22 protein-coding genes are annotated in these 24024 nt (G+C 70.6%); 13 read left to right on the plus strand and 9 right to left on the minus strand.

Annotated features, from left to right (window positions below):
* Window positions 1-154 precede the first annotated feature (154 nt).
* Window positions 155-799, plus strand: a complete 645-nt coding sequence (locus IEY95_RS03900) for a TetR/AcrR family transcriptional regulator (protein ID WP_189184372.1) — start codon at window positions 155-157, stop codon at window positions 797-799.
* Between the two features lie 65 nt (window positions 800-864).
* Here IEY95_RS03900 and def read toward each other — a convergent pair whose 3' ends face one another.
* The gene (def, locus tag IEY95_RS03905; RefSeq protein WP_189184373.1) at window positions 865-1404 is read right to left on the minus strand and encodes a peptide deformylase; all 540 of its coding nucleotides are present in this window, start codon (window positions 1402-1404) and stop codon (window positions 865-867) included.
* Window positions 1405-1558: 154 nt separating this feature from the next.
* Here def and IEY95_RS03910 point away from each other — a divergent pair, with 154 nt between their 5' ends.
* From IEY95_RS03910 to IEY95_RS03940, 7 genes are all read left to right on the plus strand, one after another.
* The gene (locus IEY95_RS03910) at window positions 1559-2797 is read left to right on the plus strand and encodes a MurT ligase domain-containing protein (protein WP_189184374.1); all 1239 of its coding nucleotides are present in this window, start codon (window positions 1559-1561) and stop codon (window positions 2795-2797) included.
* 19 nt (window positions 2798-2816) lie between these two features.
* Entirely contained in the window at window positions 2817-3545 is a 729-nt protein-coding gene (locus IEY95_RS03915) for a type 1 glutamine amidotransferase (RefSeq protein ID WP_189184375.1), read from the plus strand.
* A gap of 235 nt (window positions 3546-3780) precedes the next feature.
* Complete coding sequence (locus tag IEY95_RS03920) at window positions 3781-4806, plus strand: 6-phosphofructokinase (RefSeq protein ID WP_189184376.1); 1026 nt, start codon at window positions 3781-3783, stop codon at window positions 4804-4806.
* 138 nt (window positions 4807-4944) lie between these two features.
* Complete coding sequence (locus IEY95_RS03925; RefSeq protein ID WP_189184377.1) at window positions 4945-5898, plus strand: cytochrome c oxidase assembly protein; 954 nt, start codon at window positions 4945-4947, stop codon at window positions 5896-5898.
* A gap of 247 nt (window positions 5899-6145) precedes the next feature.
* Window positions 6146-7651, plus strand: coding sequence for a PASTA domain-containing protein (locus IEY95_RS03930; protein ID WP_189184378.1), 1506 nt, complete (start codon window positions 6146-6148; stop codon window positions 7649-7651).
* Window positions 7652-7690: 39 nt separating this feature from the next.
* Window positions 7691-9712 (plus strand): serine/threonine-protein kinase, encoded by a 2022-nt coding sequence (locus IEY95_RS03935; RefSeq protein WP_189184379.1) that lies wholly within the window; start codon window positions 7691-7693, stop codon window positions 9710-9712.
* Window positions 9713-9805: 93 nt separating this feature from the next.
* On the plus strand, window positions 9806-9964 hold the full coding sequence (locus IEY95_RS03940; protein ID WP_189184380.1) for a hypothetical protein: 159 nt from the start codon (window positions 9806-9808) through the stop codon (window positions 9962-9964).
* 3 nt (window positions 9965-9967) lie between these two features.
* Here IEY95_RS03940 and IEY95_RS03945 read toward each other — a convergent pair whose 3' ends face one another.
* From IEY95_RS03945 to IEY95_RS03960, 4 genes are all read right to left on the minus strand, one after another.
* Entirely contained in the window at window positions 9968-11173 is a 1206-nt protein-coding gene (locus IEY95_RS03945) for a sensor histidine kinase (RefSeq protein ID WP_189184381.1), read from the minus strand.
* A 241-nt stretch (window positions 11174-11414) separates the two neighbouring features.
* Window positions 11415-13157 (minus strand): sodium/solute symporter, encoded by a 1743-nt coding sequence (locus IEY95_RS03950; RefSeq protein WP_189184382.1) that lies wholly within the window; start codon window positions 13155-13157, stop codon window positions 11415-11417.
* Window positions 13158-13160: 3 nt separating this feature from the next.
* Complete coding sequence (locus tag IEY95_RS03955; RefSeq protein ID WP_189184383.1) at window positions 13161-13520, minus strand: hypothetical protein; 360 nt, start codon at window positions 13518-13520, stop codon at window positions 13161-13163.
* A 10-nt stretch (window positions 13521-13530) separates the two neighbouring features.
* Window positions 13531-14286, minus strand: a complete 756-nt coding sequence (locus tag IEY95_RS03960) for a LytR/AlgR family response regulator transcription factor (protein ID WP_189184384.1) — start codon at window positions 14284-14286, stop codon at window positions 13531-13533.
* 123 nt (window positions 14287-14409) lie between these two features.
* Here IEY95_RS03960 and IEY95_RS03965 point away from each other — a divergent pair, with 123 nt between their 5' ends.
* The 3 genes from IEY95_RS03965 (at window position 14410) to rocD (ending at window position 17093) form a co-directional block, all read left to right on the plus strand.
* The gene (locus IEY95_RS03965; RefSeq protein ID WP_189184385.1) at window positions 14410-14913 is read left to right on the plus strand and encodes an Lrp/AsnC family transcriptional regulator; all 504 of its coding nucleotides are present in this window, start codon (window positions 14410-14412) and stop codon (window positions 14911-14913) included.
* A 123-nt stretch (window positions 14914-15036) separates the two neighbouring features.
* Complete coding sequence (ddaH, locus tag IEY95_RS03970; protein ID WP_189184386.1) at window positions 15037-15858, plus strand: dimethylargininase; 822 nt, start codon at window positions 15037-15039, stop codon at window positions 15856-15858.
* Complete coding sequence (gene rocD, locus IEY95_RS03975) at window positions 15855-17093, plus strand: ornithine--oxo-acid transaminase (RefSeq protein ID WP_229702545.1); 1239 nt, start codon at window positions 15855-15857, stop codon at window positions 17091-17093. The genes ddaH and rocD overlap by 4 nt, the downstream gene beginning before the upstream one ends.
* Window positions 17094-17232: 139 nt before the next feature.
* Here the strand turns inward: rocD and IEY95_RS03980 are convergent, their stop codons facing one another.
* Window positions 17233-18486: a PP2C family protein-serine/threonine phosphatase gene (locus IEY95_RS03980; RefSeq protein ID WP_308429274.1), complete on the minus strand. Its 1254-nt coding sequence runs from the start codon at window positions 18484-18486 to the stop codon at window positions 17233-17235.
* Between the two features lie 409 nt (window positions 18487-18895).
* Here IEY95_RS03980 and IEY95_RS03985 point away from each other — a divergent pair, with 409 nt between their 5' ends.
* Both IEY95_RS03985 and IEY95_RS03990 read left to right on the plus strand, forming a co-directional pair.
* Complete coding sequence (locus IEY95_RS03985) at window positions 18896-19621, plus strand: lysophospholipid acyltransferase family protein (protein ID WP_189184387.1); 726 nt, start codon at window positions 18896-18898, stop codon at window positions 19619-19621.
* Between the two features lie 86 nt (window positions 19622-19707).
* Window positions 19708-20721, plus strand: a complete 1014-nt coding sequence (locus IEY95_RS03990; protein WP_189184640.1) for an NAD-dependent epimerase/dehydratase family protein — start codon at window positions 19708-19710, stop codon at window positions 20719-20721.
* 49 nt (window positions 20722-20770) lie between these two features.
* Here IEY95_RS03990 and IEY95_RS03995 read toward each other — a convergent pair whose 3' ends face one another.
* The 3 genes from IEY95_RS03995 to ureG form a co-directional block, all read right to left on the minus strand.
* Window positions 20771-22357 carry an alpha/beta hydrolase gene (locus IEY95_RS03995; RefSeq protein WP_373294426.1) on the minus strand — a complete coding sequence of 529 codons (1587 nt, stop codon included), beginning with the start codon at window positions 22355-22357 and terminating at the stop codon, window positions 20771-20773.
* Between the two features lie 147 nt (window positions 22358-22504).
* Window positions 22505-23263 carry an urease accessory protein UreD gene (locus IEY95_RS04000; protein WP_189184641.1) on the minus strand — a complete coding sequence of 253 codons (759 nt, stop codon included), beginning with the start codon at window positions 23261-23263 and terminating at the stop codon, window positions 22505-22507.
* The gene (gene ureG / locus IEY95_RS04005; protein WP_189184389.1) at window positions 23260-23943 is read right to left on the minus strand and encodes an urease accessory protein UreG; all 684 of its coding nucleotides are present in this window, start codon (window positions 23941-23943) and stop codon (window positions 23260-23262) included. The genes IEY95_RS04000 and ureG overlap by 4 nt, the downstream gene beginning before the upstream one ends.
* Window positions 23944-24024: the final 81 nt, after the last annotated feature.

Here is a 24024-nt window from a genome sequence, read left to right on the forward strand (position 1 = left end):
GCACTAAGCTGTTACTTGCGGTAACTGGAGTGTGTTACTGACCAGTAGGAAAAGTCAACTCCTGAGCCACGCTCGGTAGCCCGTTCGATACCCATACGCCGACGAGTGTTAGTTTGCGCAGGCGTCACCGAATCACCACGGGTGGGGAGAGCACATGGACACCACACAGCGGACCGATCAGCAGAGGTCCGCCGACCGCCGCCGGCGCGAGCTGCTGGAAGCCGCCGACCGGGTGGTGCTCCGCGACGGCCCCGGGGCATCGATGAACGCCATCGCCGCCGAGGCGGGCATCACCAAGCCGATCCTGTACCGCCACTTCGGCGACAAGGGCGGACTCTACGCCGCGCTCGCCAAGCGGCACACCGACGCCCTCCTCGAAGCGCTGCGGGCCGCACTGGACGCGCCGGCCGAGCGCCGGGAGCGGGTCGAGTCGACACTCGACACCTATTTGGCGGCCATCGAGGCACGCCCCCAGGTCTACCGTTTCCTCATGCATCCGGCGGAGGGCGGCCAGCCGGGCGACCAGGGTTTCGACGTGGGCAAGCACTCCGCGCCGTTGCTGCGCCGCATGGGCGAGGAGCTCGCCGAGGTCATCGAGGAGCGCGTCGACCTCGGCCCCGGCAGCCAGCAGCTGGCCCGGGTGTGGGGCCACGGGATCGTCGGCATGATGCATGCCGCCGGAGACTGGTGGCTGGGGGAACGGCCGTGTCCTCGGGCCGAGTTGGTGCGGAGTCTGGCCGACCTGCTGTGGGGCCGCCTGGCGGCGGCGGGGGACAAGATCGGCGGTCCTGGGTTCTGAGCCCGGCAACGGGGCACGGGGTCGCGCGAGCGGCCACGGACGGCCCGTGGCCGAGCAGACGGAGCTCAGCGGCTCCAAGACGCCCGCGCCGCCTGGCGCATGACCCGCCGACGCCGCCACCCGGTGAGCCGGTCCACGTACACCCCACCGTCAAGGTGATCGCACTCGTGCTGCAGGCACCGCGCGAACCAGCCGGTGCCGTGCACGCTCACCGGCTCGCCGGTCACGGTGTACCCCTCGACGACCGCGTGGTCGTAGCGCTCGGTCCCCGCCTCCAGGCCCGGCAGCGACAAACAACCCTCCGGGCCCCGGAGCACCACACCGTCGGCCTCGACAAGGCGTGGGTTCACCACATGTCCCACGTGGCGGACCTCCTCGTCGTCGGGGCAGTCGTACACGAAGACCCGGAGCGACTCGCCGACCTGGTTGGCCGCGAGGCCGACGCCCTCCGCGGCGTACATCGTCGCGAACATGTCCTCGACGAGTTGCCCGAGTTGGGGGCCGAACCCGGTGACTTCTTCACACGGTGTGTGCAGGACGGGGTCGCCGAGCAGGGTGAGGGGCCGGACGCGCCCGTGGGTGCCCGGGATGGAGCCGTGTCGCATGGCGGCAAGGGTACGGTCCTTGATGGCGCGTGCATGTCGCGCCGGCACCGTGGTGGTGCCGCGATTCGGGCACGTGAGTGGATCTCGATAGGCTGAGGCCCACACGGTGCCGGGGGCAGGGGCGCGGCGCGTACGCAAGGAGGATCGAGAAACGATGTCAGGCAACTCGGACCCGCTGACGCCGCGGGCCAAGCTGGCCGTGACGGCGGGCAAGGCGGCAGCGGCCGTCTCGCGTGCCGCCGGACGCGGCAGTGGATCGGTGATCGGTGGCCGGGTGGCACTCAAGCTCGACCCCGACCTGCTGGCCCGGCTGGCCACACACCTGGACGTGATCCTGGTCTCGGCCACCAACGGCAAGACCACCACCACCCGGCTGATCGCGGAAGCGCTGCGCGCCGCGGGCCCGGTCGTGTCGAACGCGCTGGGTGCGAACATGCCGGCCGGTATCACCTCGGCGCTCGCGGGCGGTTCGGACGCCAAGTACGCGGTCATCGAGGTCGACGAGAAGTACCTCGCCGGTGTCGCGCGCGACACCGACCCCAAGTGCATCGCGCTGCTCAACCTCTCCCGCGACCAGCTCGACCGGGCCGCCGAGACCCGGATGATGGCCGAGCACTGGCGCGAGGGCCTGGCCGGTTCCAAGGCCGTCGTGGTGGCCAACGCCGACGACCCGCTGGTCGTGTGGGCCGCGTCCTCCTCGCCGAACGTCATGTGGGTGGCGGCCGGTCAGATGTGGAAGGACGACGCCTGGTCCTGCCCGTCCTGCGGTGGTGTGATGCAGCGCCCCGGCGACGACTGGTTCTGCGGCGAGTGCGGCTTCCGCCGTCCGACGCCGACCTGGGCGCTCTCCGGCGACCACGTCCTCGACCCGCACGGCTCGGCCTGGCCGATCCACCTCCAGCTGCCGGGCCGCGCCAACAAGGCGAACGCCGCCTCGTCGGCCGCCGTCGCCGCGGTCTTCGGCGTCCCCCCGCAGGTCGCCCTGGAGCGCATGTACCAGGTGCAGGCCGTGGCCGGGCGCTACGACGTGGTGCAGTTCATGCAGCGCGACCTGCGTCTGCTGCTCGCCAAGAACCCCGCGGGCTGGCTGGAGACATTCTCCCTGATCGACCCGCCGCCGACCCCGGTCATCCTGTCCGTGAACGCGCGCGGCGCCGACGGCACGGACACCTCGTGGCTGTGGGACGTCGACTACACGCGCCTGACCGGGCACCCGATCTTCGTTCTCGGCGACCGGAAGCTGGACCTGGCCGTGCGCCTGGAAGTCGCCAACCAGCACTTCCAGGTCTGCGAGAACCTCGACCAGGCCGTGCAGATGGCGCCGCCCGGACGCATCGAGGTCATCGCGAACTACACCGCTTTCCAGGATCTGCGGCGTCGTGTCGGCAACTGAGCCACGGAGGACGAAGAGAATGAGTGACAACAGCCTGCGTCTGGTGTGGATCTATCCGGACCTGCTGAGCACCTACGGCGACCAGGGCAACGCGCTCGTCGTGGAGCGCCGGGCCCGCCAGCGCGGCCTCGACGTGGCCCGCCTCGACGTGCGCAGCGACCAGCCGATCCCGACCTCCGGCGACATCTACCTGATCGGCGGCGGCGAGGACAGGCCGCAGCGGCTCGCCGCGGAGCGCCTGCGCCGCGACGGCGGTCTGCACCGCGCGGTCGGCAACGGCGCGATCGTCTTCTCGGTCTGCGCCGGCTACCAGATCCTCGGCCACGAGTTCATCAACGACCTCGGCCAGCGCGAGCCGGGTCTCGGCCTGCTCGACGTGGTCTCCACGCGCGGCGAGGGCGAGCGCTGCGTCGGCGACGTCCTCGCGGACATCGACGCGCGCCTCGGCCTGCCCCAGCTGACCGGCTTCGAGAACCACCAGGGTGTGACCCATCTCGGCCCCACCGCCCGTCCGTTCGCGAACGTGCGGCTCGGCAAGGGCAACGGCACGGGCGACGGCACCGAGGGCGCGTACAACGACACGGTCTTCGGTACGTACATGCACGGCCCCGTCCTCGCCCGCAACCCGCAGATCGCCGACCTGCTGCTGAAGCTGGCGCTCGACGTGAACGCGCTGCCGCCGATCGACGACCGGTGGTACGAGGCGCTGCGCAACGAGCGCATCGCGGCTGCGCAGCAGCCTGCGTGAAGACAGCCGCAGAGCGGCCTGCCTGACCGGTTGGAGACCCGCCCGGCCCTCTCGAGAAACGGTTCCGCAGGGCGCGGGCGGGAGCCCGTCTGACAAGGCCTCCGCTCACGTGTGCGGGGGCGTCCAGCAGGCGGACGCACGATGCGGACCCGCCCCCTGCCGCCGGTAGGGTGGCGGGGTCCAGCCGGACAGCGTGGTCCGGTCTCCGGCCCACGTTGAGAAGGTATTTCGGGCTATGCGCATTGGTGTCCTCACGTCCGGCGGCGACTGCCCCGGCCTGAACGCCGTCATCCGGTCCGTCGTGCACCGTGCCGTCGTCGACCACGGCGACGAGGTCATCGGCTTCCGGGACGGCTGGAAGGGCCTCCTGGAGTGCGACTACCTCAAGCTCGACCTCGACGCGGTGAGCGGCATCCTGGCTCGCGGCGGCACCATCCTCGGCTCCTCCCGGGTCCAGCCGGCGCATCTGCGTGACGGCGTGGAGCGAGCCAAGGGCCATGTCGCGGAACTGGGCCTCGACGCGATCATCCCGATCGGCGGTGAGGGCACCCTCAAGGCGGCCCGGCTGCTGAGCGACAGCGGGCTGCCCATCGTCGGCGTGCCGAAGACCATCGACAACGACATCGCCGTCACCGACGTCACCTTCGGTTTCGACACGGCAGTCGGCGTCGCGACCGAGGCCCTGGACCGGCTGAAGACCACCGCCGAGTCCCACCAGCGTGTCCTGATCGTCGAGGTCATGGGCCGCCACACCGGCTGGATCGCGCTGCACTCCGGCATGGCGGCCGGCGCCCACGCCATCGTCGTACCGGAACGCCCCTTCGACATCGAGGAGTTGGCCGCCAAGGTCGGCGAGCGCTTCGAGGCGGGCAAGCGGTTCGCCATCGTCGTGGCCGCCGAGGGCGCCAAGCCTCGCGCGGGCACGATGGAGTTCGACGAGGGCGGCAAGGACATCTACGGGCACGAGCGGTTCGCGGGGATCGCCCGGCAGCTCTCGCTGGAGCTGGAGGAGCGGCTCGGCAAGGAGGCCCGTCCGGTGATCCTCGGGCACGTTCAGCGGGGCGGTACGCCGACCGCGTACGACCGTGTCCTCGCGACGCGGTTCGGCTGGCACGCCGTGGAGGCCGTGCACCGCGGGGAGTTCGGCATGATGACCGCGCTGCGTGGCACGGACATAGTTATGGTCTCGCTCGCCGAGGCGGTCGAGACGCTCAAAACGGTTCCGGACGAGCGGTACGCCGAAGCCGAGTGCGTGCTCTGACGCATACGTAGGTGGAACTGCCCCCGGTCGCAGCCGCGACCGGGGGCAGTTCTACTCTGGTGCGGACAGACAGCGCACAACCCTCCCCCAGTGCCTTAAAAGGGCCTGGGAGGTACCCCCAGAATCAGGAGCCGGCGGATGGATCACAGCGGGCACGGCATGACCATGGATCTGCCGCCGTTCACGCTGGGGCGGGGGCTCGAATGGTCCGCGGACCCGTTCTTCCTCGTCGCCTGCCTGGTGGGGCTCGGCCTGTACGGCTGGGGGGTCGTGCGGCTCGCGCGACGCGGCGACAAGTGGTCGTGGGGCCGGACCGCCGCCTTCGTCGTCGGTGTACTGACCGTGATGCTCGTGATGTGCACCAAGCTGAACGACTACGGCATGGTCATGTTCAGCGTGCACATGGTGCAGCACATGGTGATCAGCATGCTGTCGCCGATCCTGATCCTGCTCGGGGCGCCGATCACACTGGCGCTGCGCGCGCTGCCGGTCGCGGCGAAGCGGGGCAACAAGGGACCGCGTGAGCTGCTGCTGATGTTCCTGCACAGCCGGTACATGCGCCTCATCACGCACCCCGCGTTCACCATCCCGCTGTTCATCGCGAGCCTGTACGCGCTGTACTTCTCGCCGATCTTCGACTTCCTGATGGGCTCCAAGGCGGGCCACATCGCGATGATGTGCCACTTCCTCGCGGTCGGCCTGGTGTTCTTCTGGCCGATCATGGGCGTCGACCCGGGTCCGCACCGCCCCGGCTATCTCATGCGGATGCTGGAGCTGTTCGCGGGCATGCCGTTCCACGCGTTCTTCGGCATCGCACTGATGATGGCGTCCTCTCCCATGGTCGAGACGTACAAGAACCCGCCCGCTTCACTCGGCATCGACGCGCTCGCCGACCAGAACGCGGCGGGCGGCATCGCCTGGGCGTTCAGCGAGATCCCCTCCGTCCTCGTACTGATCGCGCTGCTGTTCCAGTGGTACGGCTCCGAGCAACGGCAGGCCAGGCGCGCGGACCGGGCTGCGGACCGCGACGGCGACAAGGAACTCGAGGCGTACAACGCCTATCTGGCCTCACTCAACACACGCGGTCGCTGAATTAACTTTTCTCTTCGCGTTGCGTGAAAGGCGTTTCCATTCAGTAGCATGGAATGTGAAGCCCCTGCGCCCGGCCTTCCGGTGCGCGGGGTCCACGGGGGAAACCGCAGGGGGAGCGGTCATGACATTTCGTGCGTCCATGCAAAGGGCTGGGATATCGGCGGCCCGCAGGATCGCTCTACTGCTGGTTTCTGTGCTGATAGTCAGCGGGTGCAGCAAATCCGATCAGTTGTTCGTAGTGCGTGCCGTGGCCGCGGGGATTTCGCAGGCCAGCCCCTTCTTCAAGGAGGACGGCAAGCTCGGCAGGGACACCCGCGTCCCCGAGGCACGACCGGCCGGCGGGGTACAGGCCAGCAACAGTCCGGGGCTGTACGGGGGCACACCGGGCGGCGGGAACAGCCCGGGCGGAGACAGCACCGGCGGAAACGGCACGGGCGGGGACAGCACGGGCGGGGACAGCACGGGCGGGGACAACGGTTCGCCAGGACAGGATGGTGGCGGTGGGTCCACCGGTGAGTTCGGCGGGTCGACCAAGCCCGGCACCTGCGTCGTGGCGAAGCTGAAGAAATTCCTCACCGCTCCCGAGAACTCCGCGAAGGCGCGGGAATGGGCACGCGTCCTGCATATCAGCACCGCCGAGATCCCGAATTACATCGATCAACTCACACCCGTCGTGTTGCGCCACGACACTCTGGTGACGAATCACGAGTACAAGCACGGCAAAGCCGTCCCCTTCGACGCCTTGTTGCAGGCAGGAATCGCCATTCTGGTCGATAAGCAGGGACTGCCCGCCGTGAAGTGCTCCTGCGGGAATCCACTGCGTCCGTCCGAGGTGAACATCAAAAAGACCTCGGTGCAGTTCAAGGACGGAAACAAGAAGTGGTCCGGATATCGGCAGGACCACATCGTGATTGTCGAACCGCCGCCGGGGAACCCCAAGATCGACCGGCTCCAGCTCATCGACGTCGACGACCCCGATCGCGGGATCGCCCGCGAGCTGGGCGTCGACGGTGACGACACGTCCTTCGACCCGCACGCGCAACAGACCGTTCCGGCCGTCACCGGCATGACGTTCGCCCAGGCGGCGCAAAACCTCACCGACGCCGGGCTGGCCCTGGCATACGACGGCGACACCCTGCCGCCGGACGACGCCCAGGTCACTGCCTCCCAGCCCGTCCAGGGCAGCACGCTGGAGTGGGGCGCCTCCGTGACGCTGTTCGTACAGTCCGCCGACGACGGGCAGAGCACCCCCCAGGATTCCGGTGGGGTGACCACGGGTCCGGACGAGTCGAGCACCGGACCTGGCGGGGCGAGCACCGGCCCCGGCGAGTCGAGCACCGGGCCTGGCGGGGTGAGCACCGGACCGGATGAATCCACCACCGGCCCCGGCGAGTCGAGCACCGGACCGAGCGGGTCCAGCACCGGCCCCGGCGGGTCGAGCACCGGACCGAGCGGGTCCAGCACCGGCCCCGGCACGACGCCGTCGACAACGTCGACGGCACCGACAACCGGCGGCACGGACTCCCCGCCCGTGTCGGGCACTACTCCGCCGAGCACGTCGACGAGCGGTTCGGCCACCTCCTCGGAGTCCGTCTCGACCGCCCCGCTCCCCACCCAGCCGACGGACAGCGGCGCGCCGGGGTCGAGCGACTCCTCCTCGGTCGACCCCGGCGTCAGCGACTCCGCGCCCGGTGCCTCCTCCTCCGCGACCGACGCGACCGACTCCGGTGGGCTCACCGGAGGCACGTCCTGACCCGCGTACGAATCAGCGCAGAACCCGGGGAGCAACCGGATGGCATCAGGATCACCGCAATCGGGAGTGGGCCGGATCATCGCCGGCCGGTATCGGCTGCTGGACCAGGTCGGCTCGGGCGGGATGGGTCATGTGTGGCTCGCCCACGACCAGCGGCTCGACTGCGATGTCGCGCTCAAGGAGATCAGGTTCCGCACCATGCCGGAAGGCAATGAGGAGCACGAGTCCCGCATCGCGCGCGCCCGCGCCGAGGCACGGCACGCGGCGGTGCTGCGCGGGCACCCGCACGTGGTGACCGTGCACGACGTCCTGGAGCACGAGGGCCTACCGTGGATCGTGATGGAGTACGTGGCGGGCGCGGAGGATCTGCGCGCCTGGCTCGCCCGGCGCGGTCCGCTGGCTCCCGCCGAGTGCGCCCGCATCGGCCTCGCGGTCCTTGACGCCCTGACCGCCGGGCACGAGCGCGGCATCATGCACCGGGACGTCAAACCCGCCAACATCCTGCTCGCTCCGGACCGCACGGGCACACCGGGCGCCCGGATCCTGCTCACCGACTACGGCATCTCCGTCCAGCCGGACTCCCCCGAGACCCGCTGGACCAGGACGTCCATTCTGGTGGGCACGGCCGGCTATCTGGCGCCGGAGCGCGCCACGGGCGGGCCGCCGACCGCGGCGGCCGACCTGTTCTCGCTGGGCTGCACCCTGTACTTCGGCGTGGAGGGCCACGGGCCGTTCGACCGCGACACCGATCTCGCCGCCATCACCGCCGTGGTCCTGGAGGAGCCGCCGCCACCACGGCGGGCCGGGGCGCTGCGGCCGGTCGTCGAGGCACTCCTGGTCAAGGATCCCGCCCGGCGGATCTCCGCGGAGAACACGGCGGCGGCACTGGCCCGGATCATCACGCCCGAACCGCATCCGCCGACCCGGGTCGACACGGGCTCGCAGCCGCCGTGGGCGGGGCTCGTCACCTCCGACGGGCCCTCGGCTCCGGGCGGCGCGGTCGGAGACCGGGGATCCGCCTCTCCGCACGCGTACACGCCCACGGTCATGGGTTCCGGCAGCCCGGCCGGCGACCAGGGCCTGGCCGCACCGGCCGCCTACGCGCCCACCGCCCAGGCACCGGGTGCGTACACCCCGACCACACCGGGACCGGGCGCGTACACCCCGCCGGGCCAGGGGTTCGGCCCGCCCGGGTACGGGGCACCGCCCACTCCTCCGCCGGGGCCCGGAGGCCGGCGTCGGCGCAGGCGCCCTCGCGCCCTGCAAGCGGTGGCGGCGGTACTCCTCGCGCTCGGGCTGACCGCCGGCGGGGTCTGGTACGCGATGGCGCACAAGGCCGAGCTGCCGTACGGCGCCGAGGTGGGACTCTCCGAACCGCTCCAGAAGGGCGACTGCGTCCTCGGCGACCCCGCCCCGTGGAAGGTGGCGGGTGTCCCACGTCTGACGCTCGATCCGAGCTGCAAGGCCCTGCGCCCCGACGGGCAGGTGATGGCGCTGTACAAAGCCCCCTCGTTCGAGATCGCGCGACGCCAGGGCGAGGACCAGTGTCTGGAGCGGACGAAGGAGACCGCGGGCAGGCTCGCGTGGAACGTGCGCAGCATGGCCGTCGTCCCCACCCGCGAGGGGTTCGGCGCCACGGGGGGCAATGTCGCGTGCCTGCTGGTCGGGAAGGACGGCCCGGTGTACGGCCCGCTGGGCGGCCTTCGCCCGTACGGGATGACCTTTACGGACGCCACCCAGATACAGCGGGGGGACTGCCTCGGCCATGTCGACGGCGACGCACGGGTCAACGATCACTACGAGCTGGTCGCCTGCGACAAGGAGCACGTCGGGCGCGTCGTCGACATCACGCACCTCACGACCTACGCGCCGGGCGAGGACCCCCTGGACCAGGCGAACGCGCAGTGCGAGAAGGACGCCCCACCCGAGAAGCACCACTACAGCCCCACCACCCACTGGAGTCACGGCCTGCGCAGCACAGGGATCTGGTCGAACGGCACATACCTGGTGGTCTGCAGCATCGAGCGCGTGGACAAGGCCCTGATGCCCGCGGTCAACTAGACCACCCGGCTCTGGCGAACCACCTTCCTCCGGGTGAAAATGGGCCCAAGGCCACGGCCCGCGCCGCGGACCCGCCTGGAGGAGGGTGCTGCGATGCCCGGTTCGACGAAGGCGATGGGCGTGATCACCGTGAGCGGGCTCGTCGTGGTGACGGCCTACACGGTGGCGCTCGACAGCAACGGCTGGTTGTGGTTCGGCTGGGTCGTGCTCGGCCTGATCACGCTGGGGATGCTGTCCTCGCGCAGTACGTAGGGGTCACTCCCGGGGCAGCCGTCCCGCCGAGTGCACGCCCGGCTGGTACTTGGGCAGCCGGGCGGTGATCTTCATGCCGGCCCCCACCGCGGTCTCGATGACGAGGCCGTGATCGTCCCCGTACACCTGGCGCAGGCGTTCGTCGACGTTGGAGAGCCCGATGCCGCCGGAGGGGCTGACCTCTCCGGCCAGGATCCGGCGCAGCCGGTCGGGGTCCATTCCGGTGCCGTTGTCCTCGATGACGACCAGCGCCTCGGCGCCCGCGTCCTGAGCCGTGATGCTGATGTGGCTCTTGTCGGTCTTGCCCTCCAGGCCGTGCTTGACGGCGTTCTCCACGAGCGGCTGGAGACAGAGGAAGGGCAGCGCGACCGGCAGCACCTCGGGCGCGATCTGCAGGGTGACCGACAGACGCTCCCCGAAGCGGGCTCTGACCAGGGCCAAGTAGTGATCGATGGCGTGCAGTTCGTCGGCGAGCGTGGTGAAGTCACCGTGCCGACGGAACGAGTAGCGGGTGAAGTCGGCGAATTCCAGCAGCAGTTCGCGGGCGCGCTCGGGATCGGTGCGGACGAACGAGGCGATCACCGCGAGCGAGTTGAAGATGAAGTGCGGTGATATCTGGGCGCGCAGTGCCTTGATCTCGGCCTCGATGAGCCGCGTACGGGACTGGTCGAGGTCGGCGAGTTCCAGTTGCACGGAGACCCAGCGGGCAACCTCGCCGGCGGCCCGTACGAGGACGGCGGACTCGCGGGGCGCGCAGGCGACGAGCGCCCCGTGTACCCGTTCGTCGACGGTGAGGGGCGCGACGACGGCCCAGCGCAGCGGGCAGGCGGGCTCGTCACACGACAGCCGGAAAGCCTCTCCGCGGCCGGTCTCCAGCGGTCCGCCGAGCCGCTCCATGATCTCGGCGCGGTGGTGCGCCCCCACTCCGGCCCAGGCGAGGACCGTCTCCTGGTCGGTGAGGCAGAGCGCGTCGGTGCCGAGCAGCGTGCGCAGTCGTCGCGCGGACCGGCCCGCCGTCTCCTCCGTGAGTCCCGCGCGCAGCGGGGGCGCGGCGAGCGACGCCGTGTGCAGGGTCTGGAAGGTGGCGTGCTCGACGGGGGTACCGAGCCCACCGAGGCTCTCGGGCCGCGCGGTGCGCCTGCCGAGCCAGAACCCGGCGGCGAGCAACGGCAGTACCGCGACGCAGAGCCCCGCGAGGAATCCACTCATGCCGCCGATTCCCCCAGCACGCCGCGCACGCTTCGCCCCTCGTCCGTCCCCCGCACTCCTCGCCCTCCGCCGACCGCCACCACGCCCCGGCTACGACCGATCCCCCAGGCGCCTCCACTCCCGCCGACCCCCGCCACGCCCCGGCTCCCGCCGATCCCCCACACGCCTCGACGCTGGTCCGTCCCCCGCAGGCGCCGGCCCTCGTCCCTTCCCCGCACGCCTGGCCTCCCGCCGCTCCCCCTCACGCCCCGACCTCCTTGGCGCTCACCGCGGCGCGCACCTGAGCGCCGGCCAGTTCCTCCGGCAGATGGAACCGGGCCAGGATCGCCGCCGTCCCGGCCGGCACCCGTCCCGGCGTGGCCAGTGACACGAGCATCATCGTCACGAATCCGAGCGGCACCGACCACAGCGCGGGCCAGGCGAGCAGTGCGTGCAGGGAGCCCGTGCCCGGATAGCCCGCCATGGTCGCGCCGACCGCGACCAGCGCGGAGCCGCCGCCGATGAGCATCCCGGCGGCCGCGCCCGGCGGGGTCAGCCGCCGCCACCAGATGCCGAGCACCAGCAGGGGGCAGAAGGACGAGGCGGAGACGGCGAACGCGAGCCCCACCGCGTCGGCCACCGGCAGCCCGCCCACCAGCACGCTCGCCGCGAGCGGCACCGCCATCGCGAGCACGGTCCCGAGCCGGAAGTGCCGTACCCCACGCGCGGGCAGCACGTCCTGCGTGAGCACGCCCGCCACCGCCATGGTCAGTCCGGACGCGGTCGAAAGGAACGCCGCGAAGGCGCCGCCCGCCACGAGTGCGCCCAGGAGGTCCGCGCCGACTCCGCCGATCATCCGGTCGGGCAGCAGCAGCACCGCGGCGTCCGCGTTCCCGATGAGGCTGAGCTCGGGGGCGTACAGCCGTCCCAACGCCCCGTAGACGGGCGGAAGGAGATAGAAGGCGCCGATCAGACCGAGCACGGCGACCGTGGTGCGGCGGGCGGCGACGCCGTGCGGGCTGGTGTAGAAGCGGACGACCACATGCGGCAGTCCCATCGTGCCGAGGAAGGTCGCGAGGATCAGTCCGTAGGTGGCGTACAGCGGGCGCTCCTCGCGCCCGGCCGCCAGCGAGGTCGACATGCCGCCGTTGCTGCCGCGGTCGGCCACCGGGACCGGGTCGCCCTTGGTGAAGGTGAGCCGGGCGCCGCGCTCGATGTGGTGGACGCCCGCGGGGAGTTCGACGCGCTCACCCTCGTACCGGCGTCCGTCGACGCTGCCCGTGGCCGTGACGCCCAGCGGCCGGGAGAGCTTCAGGTCGAGGGTGTCGTCGACGCGTACGACCCGCTGTTCGCGGAAGGTCGCCGGCTCGTCGAAGGCGTCGCGGGGTGCGCCGTGGGCCTGCCAGGCGAGGACCAGGAAGAGCGCGGGGACCAACAGGGCGGTGAGCTTGAGCCAGTACTGGAAGGCCTGCACGAAGGTGATGCTGCGCATGCCGCCCGCCGCGACGGTGGCGACCACGACGACGGCGACGAGCACTCCGCCGAACCAGTCGGGCGCGTCGGTCAGCACGGCCAACGTCAGTCCCGCGCCCTGGAGTTGGGGCAGCAGATACAGCCAGCCGACGCCGACGACGAAGGCACCGGCCAGCCGCCGTACCGCCCCCGAGCCGAGCCGTGCCTCCGCGAAGTCCGGCAGGGTGTACGCGCCGGAGCGACGCAGCGGGGCCGCGACGAACAGCAGCAGCACCAGATAGCCCGCCGTGTAGCCGACCGGGTACCAGAGCATGTCCGGGCCCTGGACCAGCACGAGGCCGGCGATGCCCAGGAAGGAGGCGGCCGAGAGGTACTCGCCGCTGATCGCCGCCGCGTTGAGCCGGGGGCCCACGGTGCGCGAGGCGACGTAGAAGTCCGAGGTGGTCCGGGAGATGCGCAGGCCGAAGGCGCCGACCAGGACGGTCGCGACGACGACGAGGGCGACCGCGGGAACGGCGTAACTCTGGTTCACGGCTCAGCGGTCCTCGACCAGGCGCACGAAGTCCTTCTCGTTGCGCTCCGCCCGGCGTACGTACCAGCGGGCGAGCAGCACCAGCGGGGGGTACACGCAGAATCCGAGCACGGCCCACTCCAGACTCGCGCCGTCCGGCATCGCGGCGAAGACGAGGGGAAGGGGACCGACGAGCAGTACCAGGACCGCGAACACCACGAGGGCGACGCGGAGTTGACTGCGCATCAGGGAGCGGACGTAAGTGTGGCCGAGTGTGGTCTGTTCGTCGATCTCGGTCCTGGGCCGGTAGTAGCCGGACGTCCGGCGGGTTTGCCGGGGCACGCCGGTGACGACCACACGGCGCTCGGTCGGGTCCTGCGGCACGCGGCCCTCCTCAGCTCGTGGTCCGGCGCAGCAGCAGGTCGCGCAGTTCGCGCGCGTGCCGACGGCTGACCTGGAGTTCGACGGAGGCGACGAGGACGCTCACCGTACCCGCGTCCAGCCGGAGCTCGCCGATGTGGCGCAACGCGACGAGGTGGCGCCGGTGGATGCGGACGAAGCCTCGGGAGCGCCAGCGCTCTTCGAGGGTGGACAGCGGGATGCGCACGAGGTGACTGCCCTGGGCGGTGTGCAGGCGGGCGTAGTCGCCGTGCGCCTCGACATGGGTGATGTCCTCGACGGCCACGAATCGGGTCACCCCGCCGAGTTCGACGGATATGTGGTCGGGGTCGGGCTCGTGCACGGGAATCAGCGGTGCGGTGTCCCTGAGCTGGGTGGCTCGCCGGACGGCCTCGGCGAGCCGCTCCCGGCGGACGGGCTTGAGGACGTAGTCGACGGCCTTGAGGTCGAAGGCCTGCACGGCGAAGCCCTCGTGGGCGGTGACGAACACGACAAGCGGCGGTTGGGCGAAGCCCGTGAGCAGCCGGGCGAGGTCGAGCCCGTCCAGCCCCGGCATATGGATGTCGAGGAAGACGACGTCGATCGCCTCGGGCCCACCGGGTCCGCACTCCAGCGCCCGGTTGATCCGGCGCAGCGCCACGGTCGCGTCGCTCGCGCCCTCGACGCTGCTGACGCGTGGATCGGCGTTCAGCAGATAGAGGAGTTCCTCGAGGGAGGGTCGTTCGTCGTCGACGGCGAGCGCGCGCAGCATGAGAGTGGAGTGTAAGAGCGATTCGCGGGACTGGACATGTGCGGGGCGTGGACCTTGCCGCTGGATGCGGCATGGATGTTGCGCCGGACGGGGCCCGGGCGGCGCGCTGGATACAGTGCCGCCATGAACAGCAAGCCCGCGATGTTCGACGACCTCGACCGCAAGATCATCACGGCCCTGATGGCCAATGCCAGGACGAGCTTCGCGGAGATCGGCGCGGCGATCGGCCTGTCCGCCACCGCGGTCAAGCGCCGCGTCGACCGGTTGCGCGAGACCGGCGTGATCACCGGCTTCACGGCCACGGTGAAGCCGACGGCGCTCGGCTGGCGCACGGAGGCGTATGTGGAGGTGTACTGCGAGGGCGCGGCCCCACCCCGGCGGCTCGCGGAGGTCGTGCGCAACCATCCGGAGATCACCGCGGCGATGACGGTGACCGGGGGCGCGGACGCGCTGCTGCATGTGCGCGCCACGGACGTGGAGCACTTCGAGGAGGTGCTGGAGCGGATCCGTGCCGAACCCTTCATCCGGAAGACGATCAGCTACATGGTGCTGTCCCACCTGCTGCCCGAGGCCCCGGAGGCGGGCGCGACCCACGCCGCGCCGGATGACGCAGCAACCGTGCGCTGACCCCCCGGATTGCGCAGCAAAGCTGCGCACACGCGCAGCTCTCGTCGCTTGTCGCCCGTATCCCCCGTTTCCTACCGTGGAGGCACCCCCAGCCAACACCGCAGGAAGCGGAGGTACCTCTCTGTGCCCGACAGCCGTGTGCCGCGCCCCCGGCGCTTCCTCGTCTGCGAACCCAGACACTTCGCCGTGCAGTACGCGATCAATCCCTGGATGCACCCCGACACCCCGGTGGACGTCGATCTGGCCCGCGGCCAGTGGCAGGCGCTGATCAGCGCCTATCGCGCCCACGGCCACACAGTCGACTCCGTCGAGCCCGTCGCCGACCTCCCCGACATGGTGTTCGCGGCGAACTCCGCGCTCGTCCTGGGGGGCCGTGTCTTCGGCTCGCTCTTCCACGCGCCGCAGCGCCGCCCCGAGTCCACCGCGTACGAGACCTGGTTCAAGGCGGCCGGTTTCGACGTCTACCGCCCCGAGTCGGTGTGCGAGGGCGAGGGCGATCTGGTCCCGACGGGCCGGTACGTCCTGGCCGGCACCGGATTCCGTACGACCCCCGAGGCCCATCGCGAGGTGCAGGAGTTCTTCGGCGTCCCGGTGATCGGCCTCCAGCTGGTGGACCCGCGGTTCTACCACCTGGACACGGCCCTCTTCGTCCTGGACGACGGGCACGAAGCGAACATCGCGTACTACCCGGAGGCGTTCTCGCCGGGCAGCCGAGAGGTGCTCGCCCGCCTCTTCCCGGACGCGGTGCTCGCGACCCGCGAGGACGCCATGACCTTCGGCCTCAATTCCGTCTCCGACGGCCGCCACGTCTTCATCTCGCCGCGCGCCGAAGCCCTCGCCGACCAGCTCGTACGCCACGGCTACGTCCCCGTCCCCGTCGACCTGTCCGAGTTCCACAAGGCCGGCGGCGGCATCAAGTGCTGCACTCAGGAGATCCGTTCATGACGGCACCCACCCGTATCCCCGCCCGTACGCGCACCTCCGCCGACCTCATCAGCGCCGAGGAGCCCGTCCTCGCGCACAACTACCACCCGCTGCCCGTGGTCGTCGCCCGCGCCGAGGGCACCTGGGTCGAGGACGTCGAGGGACGCCGCTATCTCGACATGCTGGCGGGCTACTCGGCGCTCAACTTCGGCCACCGCAACCCGGTGCTGATCGAGGCGGCGCACCAGCAGCTCGACCGGCTGACGCTCACCTCGCGCGCCTTCCACAACGACCAGCTGGCCCACTTCGCCGAATCGCTGGCCGAGTTGACGGGCCAGGACATGGTCCTGCCCATGAACACGGGCGCGGAGGCCGTGGAGAGCGCGATCAAGGTGGCCCGCAAATGGGCGTACGAGGTGAAGGGCGTCGCGCCGGACCGGGCGACGATCGTCGTGGCCGCCGACAACTTCCACGGCCGTACGACGACCATTGTCAGCTTCTCCACGGACGAGACGGCCCGCACGGGCTTCGGCCCCTTCACGCCCGGTTTCCGTGTCGTCCCGTACAACGACCTCGCCGCGCTCGAAGCGGCGGTCGACGAGACCACCGCGGCCGTGCTGATCGAGCCCATCCAGGGCGAGGCGGGGGTCGTCATCCCCGACGACGGCTACCTCACCGGCGTACGCGAACTGACCCGGCGGAACGGCTGCCTGTTCATCGCGGACGAGATCCAGTCGGGCCTCGGCCGCACGGGCACCACCCTCGCCGTCGACCACGAGGACGTCGTCCCGGACCTGCTGCTGCTCGGCAAGGCACTCGGCGGCGGCATCGTGCCGGTCTCCGCGGTGGTCGGCCGCCGGGACGTCCTCGGAGTGCTGCGGCCCGGCGAGCACGGCTCGACGTTCGGCGGCAATCCGCTCGCCGCGGCGGTCGGTTCGGCCGTCGTCGAGCTGTTGGAGACCGGTGAATTCCAGCGCCGCGCCACCGAGTTGGGCGCGGTCCTGCGTGGAGGCCTCTCCGCACTCGTGGGCAAGGGCGTCGAGGGCTTCCGCTCGCGCGGGCTGTGGGCGGGCGTCGACATCGACCCGGCCATCGGCACGGGGCGCGAGATCAGCGAGGGCCTGATGCGCGAAGGGATCCTGGTCAAGGACACCCACGGTTCGACCATCCGGCTGGCCCCGCCGCTGACCATCACCGGCGAGGAACTCCGGTCGGCGCTCGGGGCGTTGGAGAAGGTCCTGACCCAAGGCGTCTGATACCGACGGCGATCGGGTCGGGGCGTCACCTCGGCCCGCGCAGGGCGATACGGCGACGGAGGTTCCGGGGCCGGTGGGGCCGTGAAGGTCCCACCGGCCCCACAGCCGTCTTCCGGTGCGGCCGCGGGGTCCGGAGGTGTCAGAGCCGTACGGCCACGAGGGCGATGTCGTCGCGGGCGCCACCGGTGACACCGAGGCGGGCCAGCAGGGCGTCGGCCAGGCGGTCCGGGCCGAGCCGGGCGGAGCGGGACAGGGCGTCGGTGAGGCGGTGGAGGCCGGCGTCGATGTCTTCGCCCCGGCGTTCGATGAGCCCGTCGGTGTACAGGACGAGGGTGTCTCCCAGGGTGTAGGGGACGGCTGACTGGGGGCGGGCGACGTGTTCGGGGCGTGCGCCCAGCGGTGGGTCGGTGGCCCGGTCGAGCAGCCGGCAGGTGCCGTCGGAGTGCAGCAGCACGGGCGGCGGGTGGCCGGCACTGCTGTAGGAGACCTGCCGGCTACCGGAGTCGATCAGTGCGGCGACCGCGGTGGTGGCCATCGCACCCTCGACCGACCGGGCGTACAAGCCGAGCACCTCCAAGGCTTTCGCCGGCCCCCCCACGGTGCGGATGGAGGCACTCAGTGCACTGCGGAGCATGCCCATGACAGTCGCGGCCTCCAGGCCGTGGCCGACGACGTCGCCCACCGCGACGGCGAAGCGGTCGCCGGGCAGGTCGACGACGTCGTACCAGTCGCCGCACACGTTCAGGGAACCGACGGCGGGCAGATACCGCACCGCGATGTCGGGGTGCCGGGCGAGGTCCGGGGAGTGCAGCATGGCTTCTTGCAGGGTGACGGCGACCTGGCGTTCGCGGGAGTGGGCCAGGCGCAGTTCCTCGTTGAGGCACTGCAGTTCCCGGGCGCGGGCGTACAGCTCGGCCTCCATTCCCTCCTCGCGCTCGCTCACGCTCGCGTTCACGCCGTACAGCCGACGGAAGGTCTGACGGGCGCGCACGAACGCGGTGACGTCCTCCACTCGGTGGATGATCCAGGCCACCGTTCCGTCGGGTGCCAGGACGGGGGTGTTGATCGGGGACCACCACCGCTCTTCGAAGTGGCCCGGCCGCTGCATGATGGGAATGTCGTATTTCTGCAGCGCCATGGTGTCGGGTTCGCGCGTCGCGAGGACCCGGCGCAGCGAGGCGTCCAGGTTGCGCACCCCGTCGGCGTTCGGGTCCCCGGGGTTGTCGGGGAAGGCGTCGAAGATGTACTGCCCCACCAGGTCGTCGCGGCTGCGGTTGGTCGCCTGCAGGTAGGCCCGGTTCACATCGACGATCACCAGGTCGGGCCCCAGCACGAGGTAGGGGCTCGGCGTGGCCGCGAACAGCGCTGCGTAGTCGATCTCTGGTGATGTCACGTGCTTCCTGCCCAGTCCTGGTGACGCGCCACTTCCAATCTACGAAGCATCCGCCGCTCGCGCCCGACGAGGAGCTGCGGCTTCGCGAAACCTGCAGCAGGAGTACCCCCGGGGACACAAGACCCACCCGCTTGCCAGCAGGCAGCCGTGATTGCGCCACACTGCGCCATCAGGTTGATGTGTACCGGTCAGTAGCAGCAGGCTGGACCAGCGATCGTCCCGACCTGCGCAAGAACACGCCCATCGCACCCTGACCTGCCGTCAGGAAAGCGGTCATGGGTCAGCATGAGTCCGTTCGGACACGGTTCCGGCCGGCTGCGCCTGCACATAGACTGGCACTCCGCGACATGCCGGTTGACCTGCTGGAACGCGGCGGTTGAGCCGATCCGCCAGAGTGAGGAGCGACCCCATGTTCTACTACGTCCTCAAATACGTCCTTCTCGGGCCGCTGCTGAGGCTTGTCTTCCGGCCCCGGATCGAGGGCCTTGAGCACATCCCGCCGTCGGGCCCCGCCATCGTCGCCGGCAACCATCTGTCGTTCTCGGACCACTTCCTGATGCCCGCGATCCTCAAGCGGCGGATCACCTTCCTCGCGAAGGCCGAGTACTTCACCGGCCCCGGCATCAAGGGCCGGCTGACCGCCGCATTCTTCCGCAGCGCCGGGCAGATCCCGGTGGACCGCTCCGGCAAGGAGGCAGGCCAGGCCGCGATCCGTGAGGGACTCGGCGTCCTGCGCAAGAACGAACTGCTGGGCATCTACCCGGAGGGCACCCGCTCGCACGACGGCCGTCTGTACAAGGGCAAGGTCGGCGTCGCGGTGATGGCTCTCAGAGCCCAGGTCCCGGTGATTCCCTGCGCGATGATCGGCACCTTCGAGGCCCAGCCCCCGGGCAAGGTCATCCCGAACATCCACCCCGTCGTGATCCGCTTCGGCAAGCCCCTCGACTTCTCCCGCTACGCCGGCATGGAGAACGAGAAGGCCGTCCTGCGTGCCATCACCGACGAGATCATGTATGCCATCCTCACCCTCTCCGAACAGGAGTACGTCGACCGGTACGCGGCCGTCGTGAAGGCCGAGGAGGCCGCCGAGAGCGCGGCGAAGGCCCGCCCCTTCCGGCGGATGCCGCTCAGCTGACCCCCGCGGGCCCCGCGAATCTGCCGAGGGCTAATCCACTGAGAGACCCGTGCTCGCCGCCGTACGGTCTTGTCATGAGACGAGCTGTGGTGATCGGGGCGACGGGACAGATCGGGCGTGCGGTCGTGGGTGCGCTCGCGCGGGACGGCTGGGACGTGACGGCCGCGTCACGTGGCGGGGGCCAGGACGAGACCTGGCCCGAGGACGTACGCAGCGCGCGCCTCGACCGCGAGGACGACGCGGCACTGGGATCGGTGATCGGCGACGGCTGCGACGTGGTCGTCGACATCGTCGCCTATGGAGCGGGGCACGCAGGACAGTTGACGGGCCTGGCCGGTCGCGTCGGCTCCGCCGTGGTGATCTCCAGCGTGTCGGTCTACGAGGACGGCAAGGGGCGCGGCTTCGACACACAGTCGCAGCCGGACGGCTTCCCGGAGTATCCGGTGCCGATCCCGGAGGGTCAGCGCACCGTGCGGCCAGGTGACGACACGTACAGCACCCGGAAGGTCGCCCTGGAGCGCGAACTTCTCTCCCTGGGCGACCAGTTGCCCGCGACCCTGCTGCGCGCGGGTGCCGTCCACGGGCCGCACTGCCGCTCGCCCCGCGAGCTGTATTTCGTCAAGCGCAACCTCGACGGCCGCCGCAGACGGATCCTCCCCTTCGGCGGCACGAGCCGCTTCCATCCGGCCGGCGTCCACAACCTCGCCGAGCTGGTCCGCCTGGCGGCCGAGCGGCCGGGATCGCGTGTCCTCAACGCCTGTGACCCCGAGGCACCCACGGTGGCGGAGATCGGCGCGGCGGTCGATGCGGTGATGGGCGTCGAGAGCGAGAACGTCCTCGTGGATGGGCCCCCTCCCGCCCCCACGGTGGGCGACACACCCTGGTCGGTTCCGCATCCCGTGATCTGCGACATGACCGCGGCCGAACGGGAGTTGGGCTACCGCCCCGTGGTCCGGTACGCCGAGTCCCTCCCGGAGACGGTCGCCTGGATCGAAGGCCGGCTCGCCGGGCGGGACTGGCGCGAGGCGTATCCGGAGATGTTCCGGGCGTACGGGGATCTCTTCGACTACGCGGCGGAGGACGCCTGGTTGAAGAAATGAGGGAAGGGCGGCCGGAACTCCGGCCGCCCTTCGGTCACTTGACGACGAGCTAGGGCGTCGGCGTGGCGTGCGGCGTGCACGTCACGTCGCTGCTGTCCGTCGTGCCGGTCAGCAGGTAGGCGTCCACCCGGGAGTTGATGCACGGGTTGACCAGACCGGTCACGCCGTGCGAGCCCGCGTCCTTCTCGGTGATCAGGCGGGAGCCCTTGAAGCGCTTGTGCAGTTCGACGGCGCCGGGGTACGGAGTGGCGGCGTCACGCGTGGACTGGACGATCAGGACGGCCGGCAGCCCCTTGCCGGTCTTCACGTCCACCGGGGTCTGCTGCTTGACCGGCCAGGTGGCGCACGGCAGGTTCATCCACGCGTTGGCCCACGTCATGAACGGGTAGTCCTTGTGGAGCCGCGTGTTGTCCCGGTCCCACTTCTTCCAGCTGGTGGGCCACTTGGCGTCGGTGCACTCGACGGCCGTGTAGACGGCGTTGCCGTTCTCCGAGGCGATGTTGCCCGCGGTGTCCGACAGGTCGGGCGCGGCGGCGTCGACGAGCGCCTGGGTGTCACCGGCGACGTACTTGCTGAACACCGTCGCGACCGGCACCCACGAGGAGTCGTAGTACGGGGCGCTCTGGAAGAAGGAGATGAGCTCGGCAGGGCCGACGACGCCACCCAGCGGGCTCTGCTTCGCAGTGGCGCGCAGCTTCAGCCACTGGTCCTGCACCTTGGCGCGGGTGTCGCCGAGGTGGAAGGCGGCGTCGTTCTTGGCGACCCAGTCCTCCCAGTCCTTCCAGCGGCCCTCGAAGGCGATGTCCTGCTCCAGATTGGCCTGGTACCAGATGTTCTCGCGCGACGGGTTGACGACACTGTCGACGACCATGCGACGGACGTGGCCCGGGAAGAGCGTGCCGTAGACGGCACCCAGGTACGTGCCGTACGAGACGCCCAGGTAGTTGAGCTTCTTCTCGCCGAGTGCGGCCCGGATGACGTCCAGGTCGCGTGCGGTGTTCGGCGTGGTCATCTGCGGCAGCATGGCGCCGCTGCGCTCGGCGCAGCCATCCGCGTACTCAGCGGCCAGCTTGCGCTGGGCGCTCTTGTCCGCCTCGGTGTCCGGGACGGGGTCGGCCTTGGGCGCCTTCACGAACTCCTGAGGGTCGATGCAGGAGATGGGAGCCGAGTGACCGACACCGCGCGGGTCGAAGCCCACGAAATCGTACGCCTTGGCGGTGTTCGCCCAGATGGGGTTCTTGGTGGTGACACGGCGCGGGAAGCGCATGCCCGAACCACCGGGGCCACCCGGGTTGTAGACGAGGGCGCCCTGACGCTCCTCCTTGGTGCCCGTGTTCCCGATACGGTCCACGGCCAGCTTGATCTGCTTGCCGTTCGGGTGGGCGTAGTCGAGCGGCACACTGACCCAGCCGCACTGGATCGGCTTCTCGAAGCCCCAGTCCGCGGGGCAGTCCTGCCAGTCGATTCCGGCCTTGGCGGCTCGCTCCGCGGCGATGGCCGCTCCGCGCTGCTCCCGGCTCTGACCGTGGCGTGAGTCGGCGGTGGCCGACGGGGCCGCCACGGCCCCGGCTATCAGGGTCGCCGTGACGAGCGCTCCGGCGGAACCGAGCGCTGTCACCCGTCTCGACGGTCTCATGGACCTCAAGTGGGACCTCCCCGTACGTCGTTGCGATTGGTACGGGGATCCTTTCGGCTGTGAGGTCCCTGAGAACAGATGTGACCGGCCTTCTTTACTAATCCGATAGCCGGTATCCACTGTTCCGTTGAGCGGAGACGCCTTCTTTCAGCCGAGCATCCGCAGCGCCTCGTCCAGCACGCGCCGCAACCGCAGCCCGTCGGACGCGAGCGCGGTCACCAGCACGGCCGGTCCGGCGAGCGGCGTGAGCGCCGCGTACTCCCCCAGCAGTCGCGCCTGCGGCAGCTCCGTCTCGAACTCCGGTCGTACGACCACGAGTTGCCCCAGGGCCCGAAGCCCCGCGAGGACGGCGGGCCCGTCCCAGCCGCCGGGCGCACCGGGTCCGCACGCCAACTCCTGGTCCAGCAACGGTCGTCCACCGAGCCGCACGGCAAGACGACTGGTGAGCCGCCCGGGTTCCTCGCCTACCCGCCCGAGCACCTGCTCCTCCCGGAAGACGAGCCGAGCACCCTCGTCGAGTTCGATGCGCGAGGAGACGTACAGATCGCTGCCGCCCGCCGAGATCAACTGCTCGGGCAGCCAGCGCAGTTCTCCCCCGTCGGCGACGTGGAGCCGCACGCCGTAGTGCGCCTCCCCCTTGTTCTGCCCCGGCAGCGCGATGGTGGCGGCGGCCGACCCGACGTGCAGCCGCGCCCCCTCTCCCACCTCCGTCTCGACCGTGAAGTGATCACCGCCGAGCGGACCGCTCATCGCGCCGACGAGCAACACGCGCGCCTCGGTGCCGTCGGCCCGGGTACGGCGCAGGGCGAGCGGCCCGTTCCCCTCCAGCACGGGCAGCGAGGTCCCGCCCCGCCCGTCGTCCCGTGCCGAAATCCGTGCGGTGGCCCGAACTCCCCCCGTCGTCATACCGTCCACGCGGCGAGCCGCTCCCGCACCCACTCAGCGACGTCCGTGACCCCGGCCTCGGTTCGGAGCGACTGGAAGACGACCGGCAGCTCGGCCCGCTGCGCCTTGGCATCGGCCGCCATGCGCCCCAGATCGGACCCGACGTACGGCGCGAGGTCGGTCTTGTTGACGACGAGCAGATCGGCCGTCGTGACACCGGGCCCGCCCTTGCGCGGAATGTCGTCCCCGCCCGCCACATCGATGACGAAGACCTGCGCGTCGACCAGCCCCTTGGAGAAGGTCGCTGTGAGGTTGTCACCCCCGGACTCCACCAGAATCAGATCCAGTGGCCCCACCTCGTCCTCCAGATCCTCGACCGCTTCGAGGTTGGCGGAGATGTCGTCCCGGATGGCGGTGTGCGGGCAGGCCCCTGTCTCGACGGCGGTAATCCGCTCGGGCGGCAGCACGGCCTCCCGCAGCAGGAACTCGGCGTCTTCCCGTGTGTAGATGTCGTTGGTGACGACCGCCAGGGACAACTCGTCACGCAACGCCTTGCAGAGCGCGGCGACGGTGGCGGTCTTCCCGGAGCCCACGGGCCCGCCGAGCCCGATCCGCAGCGCGCGACGAGCCCCGTCGGGCCGGTGGGCATCAGCGCTGACGGCGGAGGGACCGTCGTGTGAGTGGGAGTGGTCGAGGTGCATGGCGTGGCTCCAATGTTTCAGCCCGGCGGGCTGCTTTCCGCCCGGTCGGCGTTCGGGGACGAGGCCGTTCGGGCCGAAAGC

The organism is Streptomyces albiflavescens, from assembly GCF_014645835.1.
Lineage (GTDB): Bacteria > Actinomycetota > Actinomycetes > Streptomycetales > Streptomycetaceae > Streptomyces > Streptomyces albiflavescens.

Excerpts from the sequence above, each read along its gene's own strand:
- IEY95_RS03940 (WP_189184380.1), top strand. The coding sequence starts at position 9,806 with ATGCCCGGTTCGACGAAGGCGATGGGCGTGATCACCGTGAGCGGGCTC.
- IEY95_RS03995 (WP_373294426.1), bottom strand. The coding sequence starts at position 22,357 with ATGAGACCGTCGAGACGGGTGACAGCGCTCGGTTCCGCCGGAGCGCTC.
- IEY95_RS03935 (WP_189184379.1), top strand. The coding sequence starts at position 7,691 with ATGGCATCAGGATCACCGCAATCGGGAGTGGGCCGGATCATCGCCGGC.
- IEY95_RS03920 (WP_189184376.1), top strand. The coding sequence starts at position 3,781 with ATGCGCATTGGTGTCCTCACGTCCGGCGGCGACTGCCCCGGCCTGAAC.
- IEY95_RS03925 (WP_189184377.1), top strand. The coding sequence starts at position 4,945 with ATGGATCACAGCGGGCACGGCATGACCATGGATCTGCCGCCGTTCACG.
- def (WP_189184373.1), bottom strand. The coding sequence starts at position 1,404 with ATGCGACACGGCTCCATCCCGGGCACCCACGGGCGCGTCCGGCCCCTC.
- IEY95_RS03985 (WP_189184387.1), top strand. The coding sequence starts at position 18,896 with ATGTTCTACTACGTCCTCAAATACGTCCTTCTCGGGCCGCTGCTGAGG.
- IEY95_RS03900 (WP_189184372.1), top strand. The coding sequence starts at position 155 with ATGGACACCACACAGCGGACCGATCAGCAGAGGTCCGCCGACCGCCGC.
- ureG (WP_189184389.1), bottom strand. The coding sequence starts at position 23,943 with ATGCACCTCGACCACTCCCACTCACACGACGGTCCCTCCGCCGTCAGC.
- IEY95_RS03915 (WP_189184375.1), top strand. The coding sequence starts at position 2,817 with ATGAGTGACAACAGCCTGCGTCTGGTGTGGATCTATCCGGACCTGCTG.
- IEY95_RS03965 (WP_189184385.1), top strand. The coding sequence starts at position 14,410 with ATGAACAGCAAGCCCGCGATGTTCGACGACCTCGACCGCAAGATCATC.
- IEY95_RS03945 (WP_189184381.1), bottom strand. The coding sequence starts at position 11,173 with ATGAGTGGATTCCTCGCGGGGCTCTGCGTCGCGGTACTGCCGTTGCTC.
- IEY95_RS03960 (WP_189184384.1), bottom strand. The coding sequence starts at position 14,286 with ATGCTGCGCGCGCTCGCCGTCGACGACGAACGACCCTCCCTCGAGGAA.
- rocD (WP_229702545.1), top strand. The coding sequence starts at position 15,855 with ATGACGGCACCCACCCGTATCCCCGCCCGTACGCGCACCTCCGCCGAC.
- IEY95_RS04000 (WP_189184641.1), bottom strand. The coding sequence starts at position 23,263 with ATGACGACGGGGGGAGTTCGGGCCACCGCACGGATTTCGGCACGGGAC.
- IEY95_RS03910 (WP_189184374.1), top strand. The coding sequence starts at position 1,559 with ATGTCAGGCAACTCGGACCCGCTGACGCCGCGGGCCAAGCTGGCCGTG.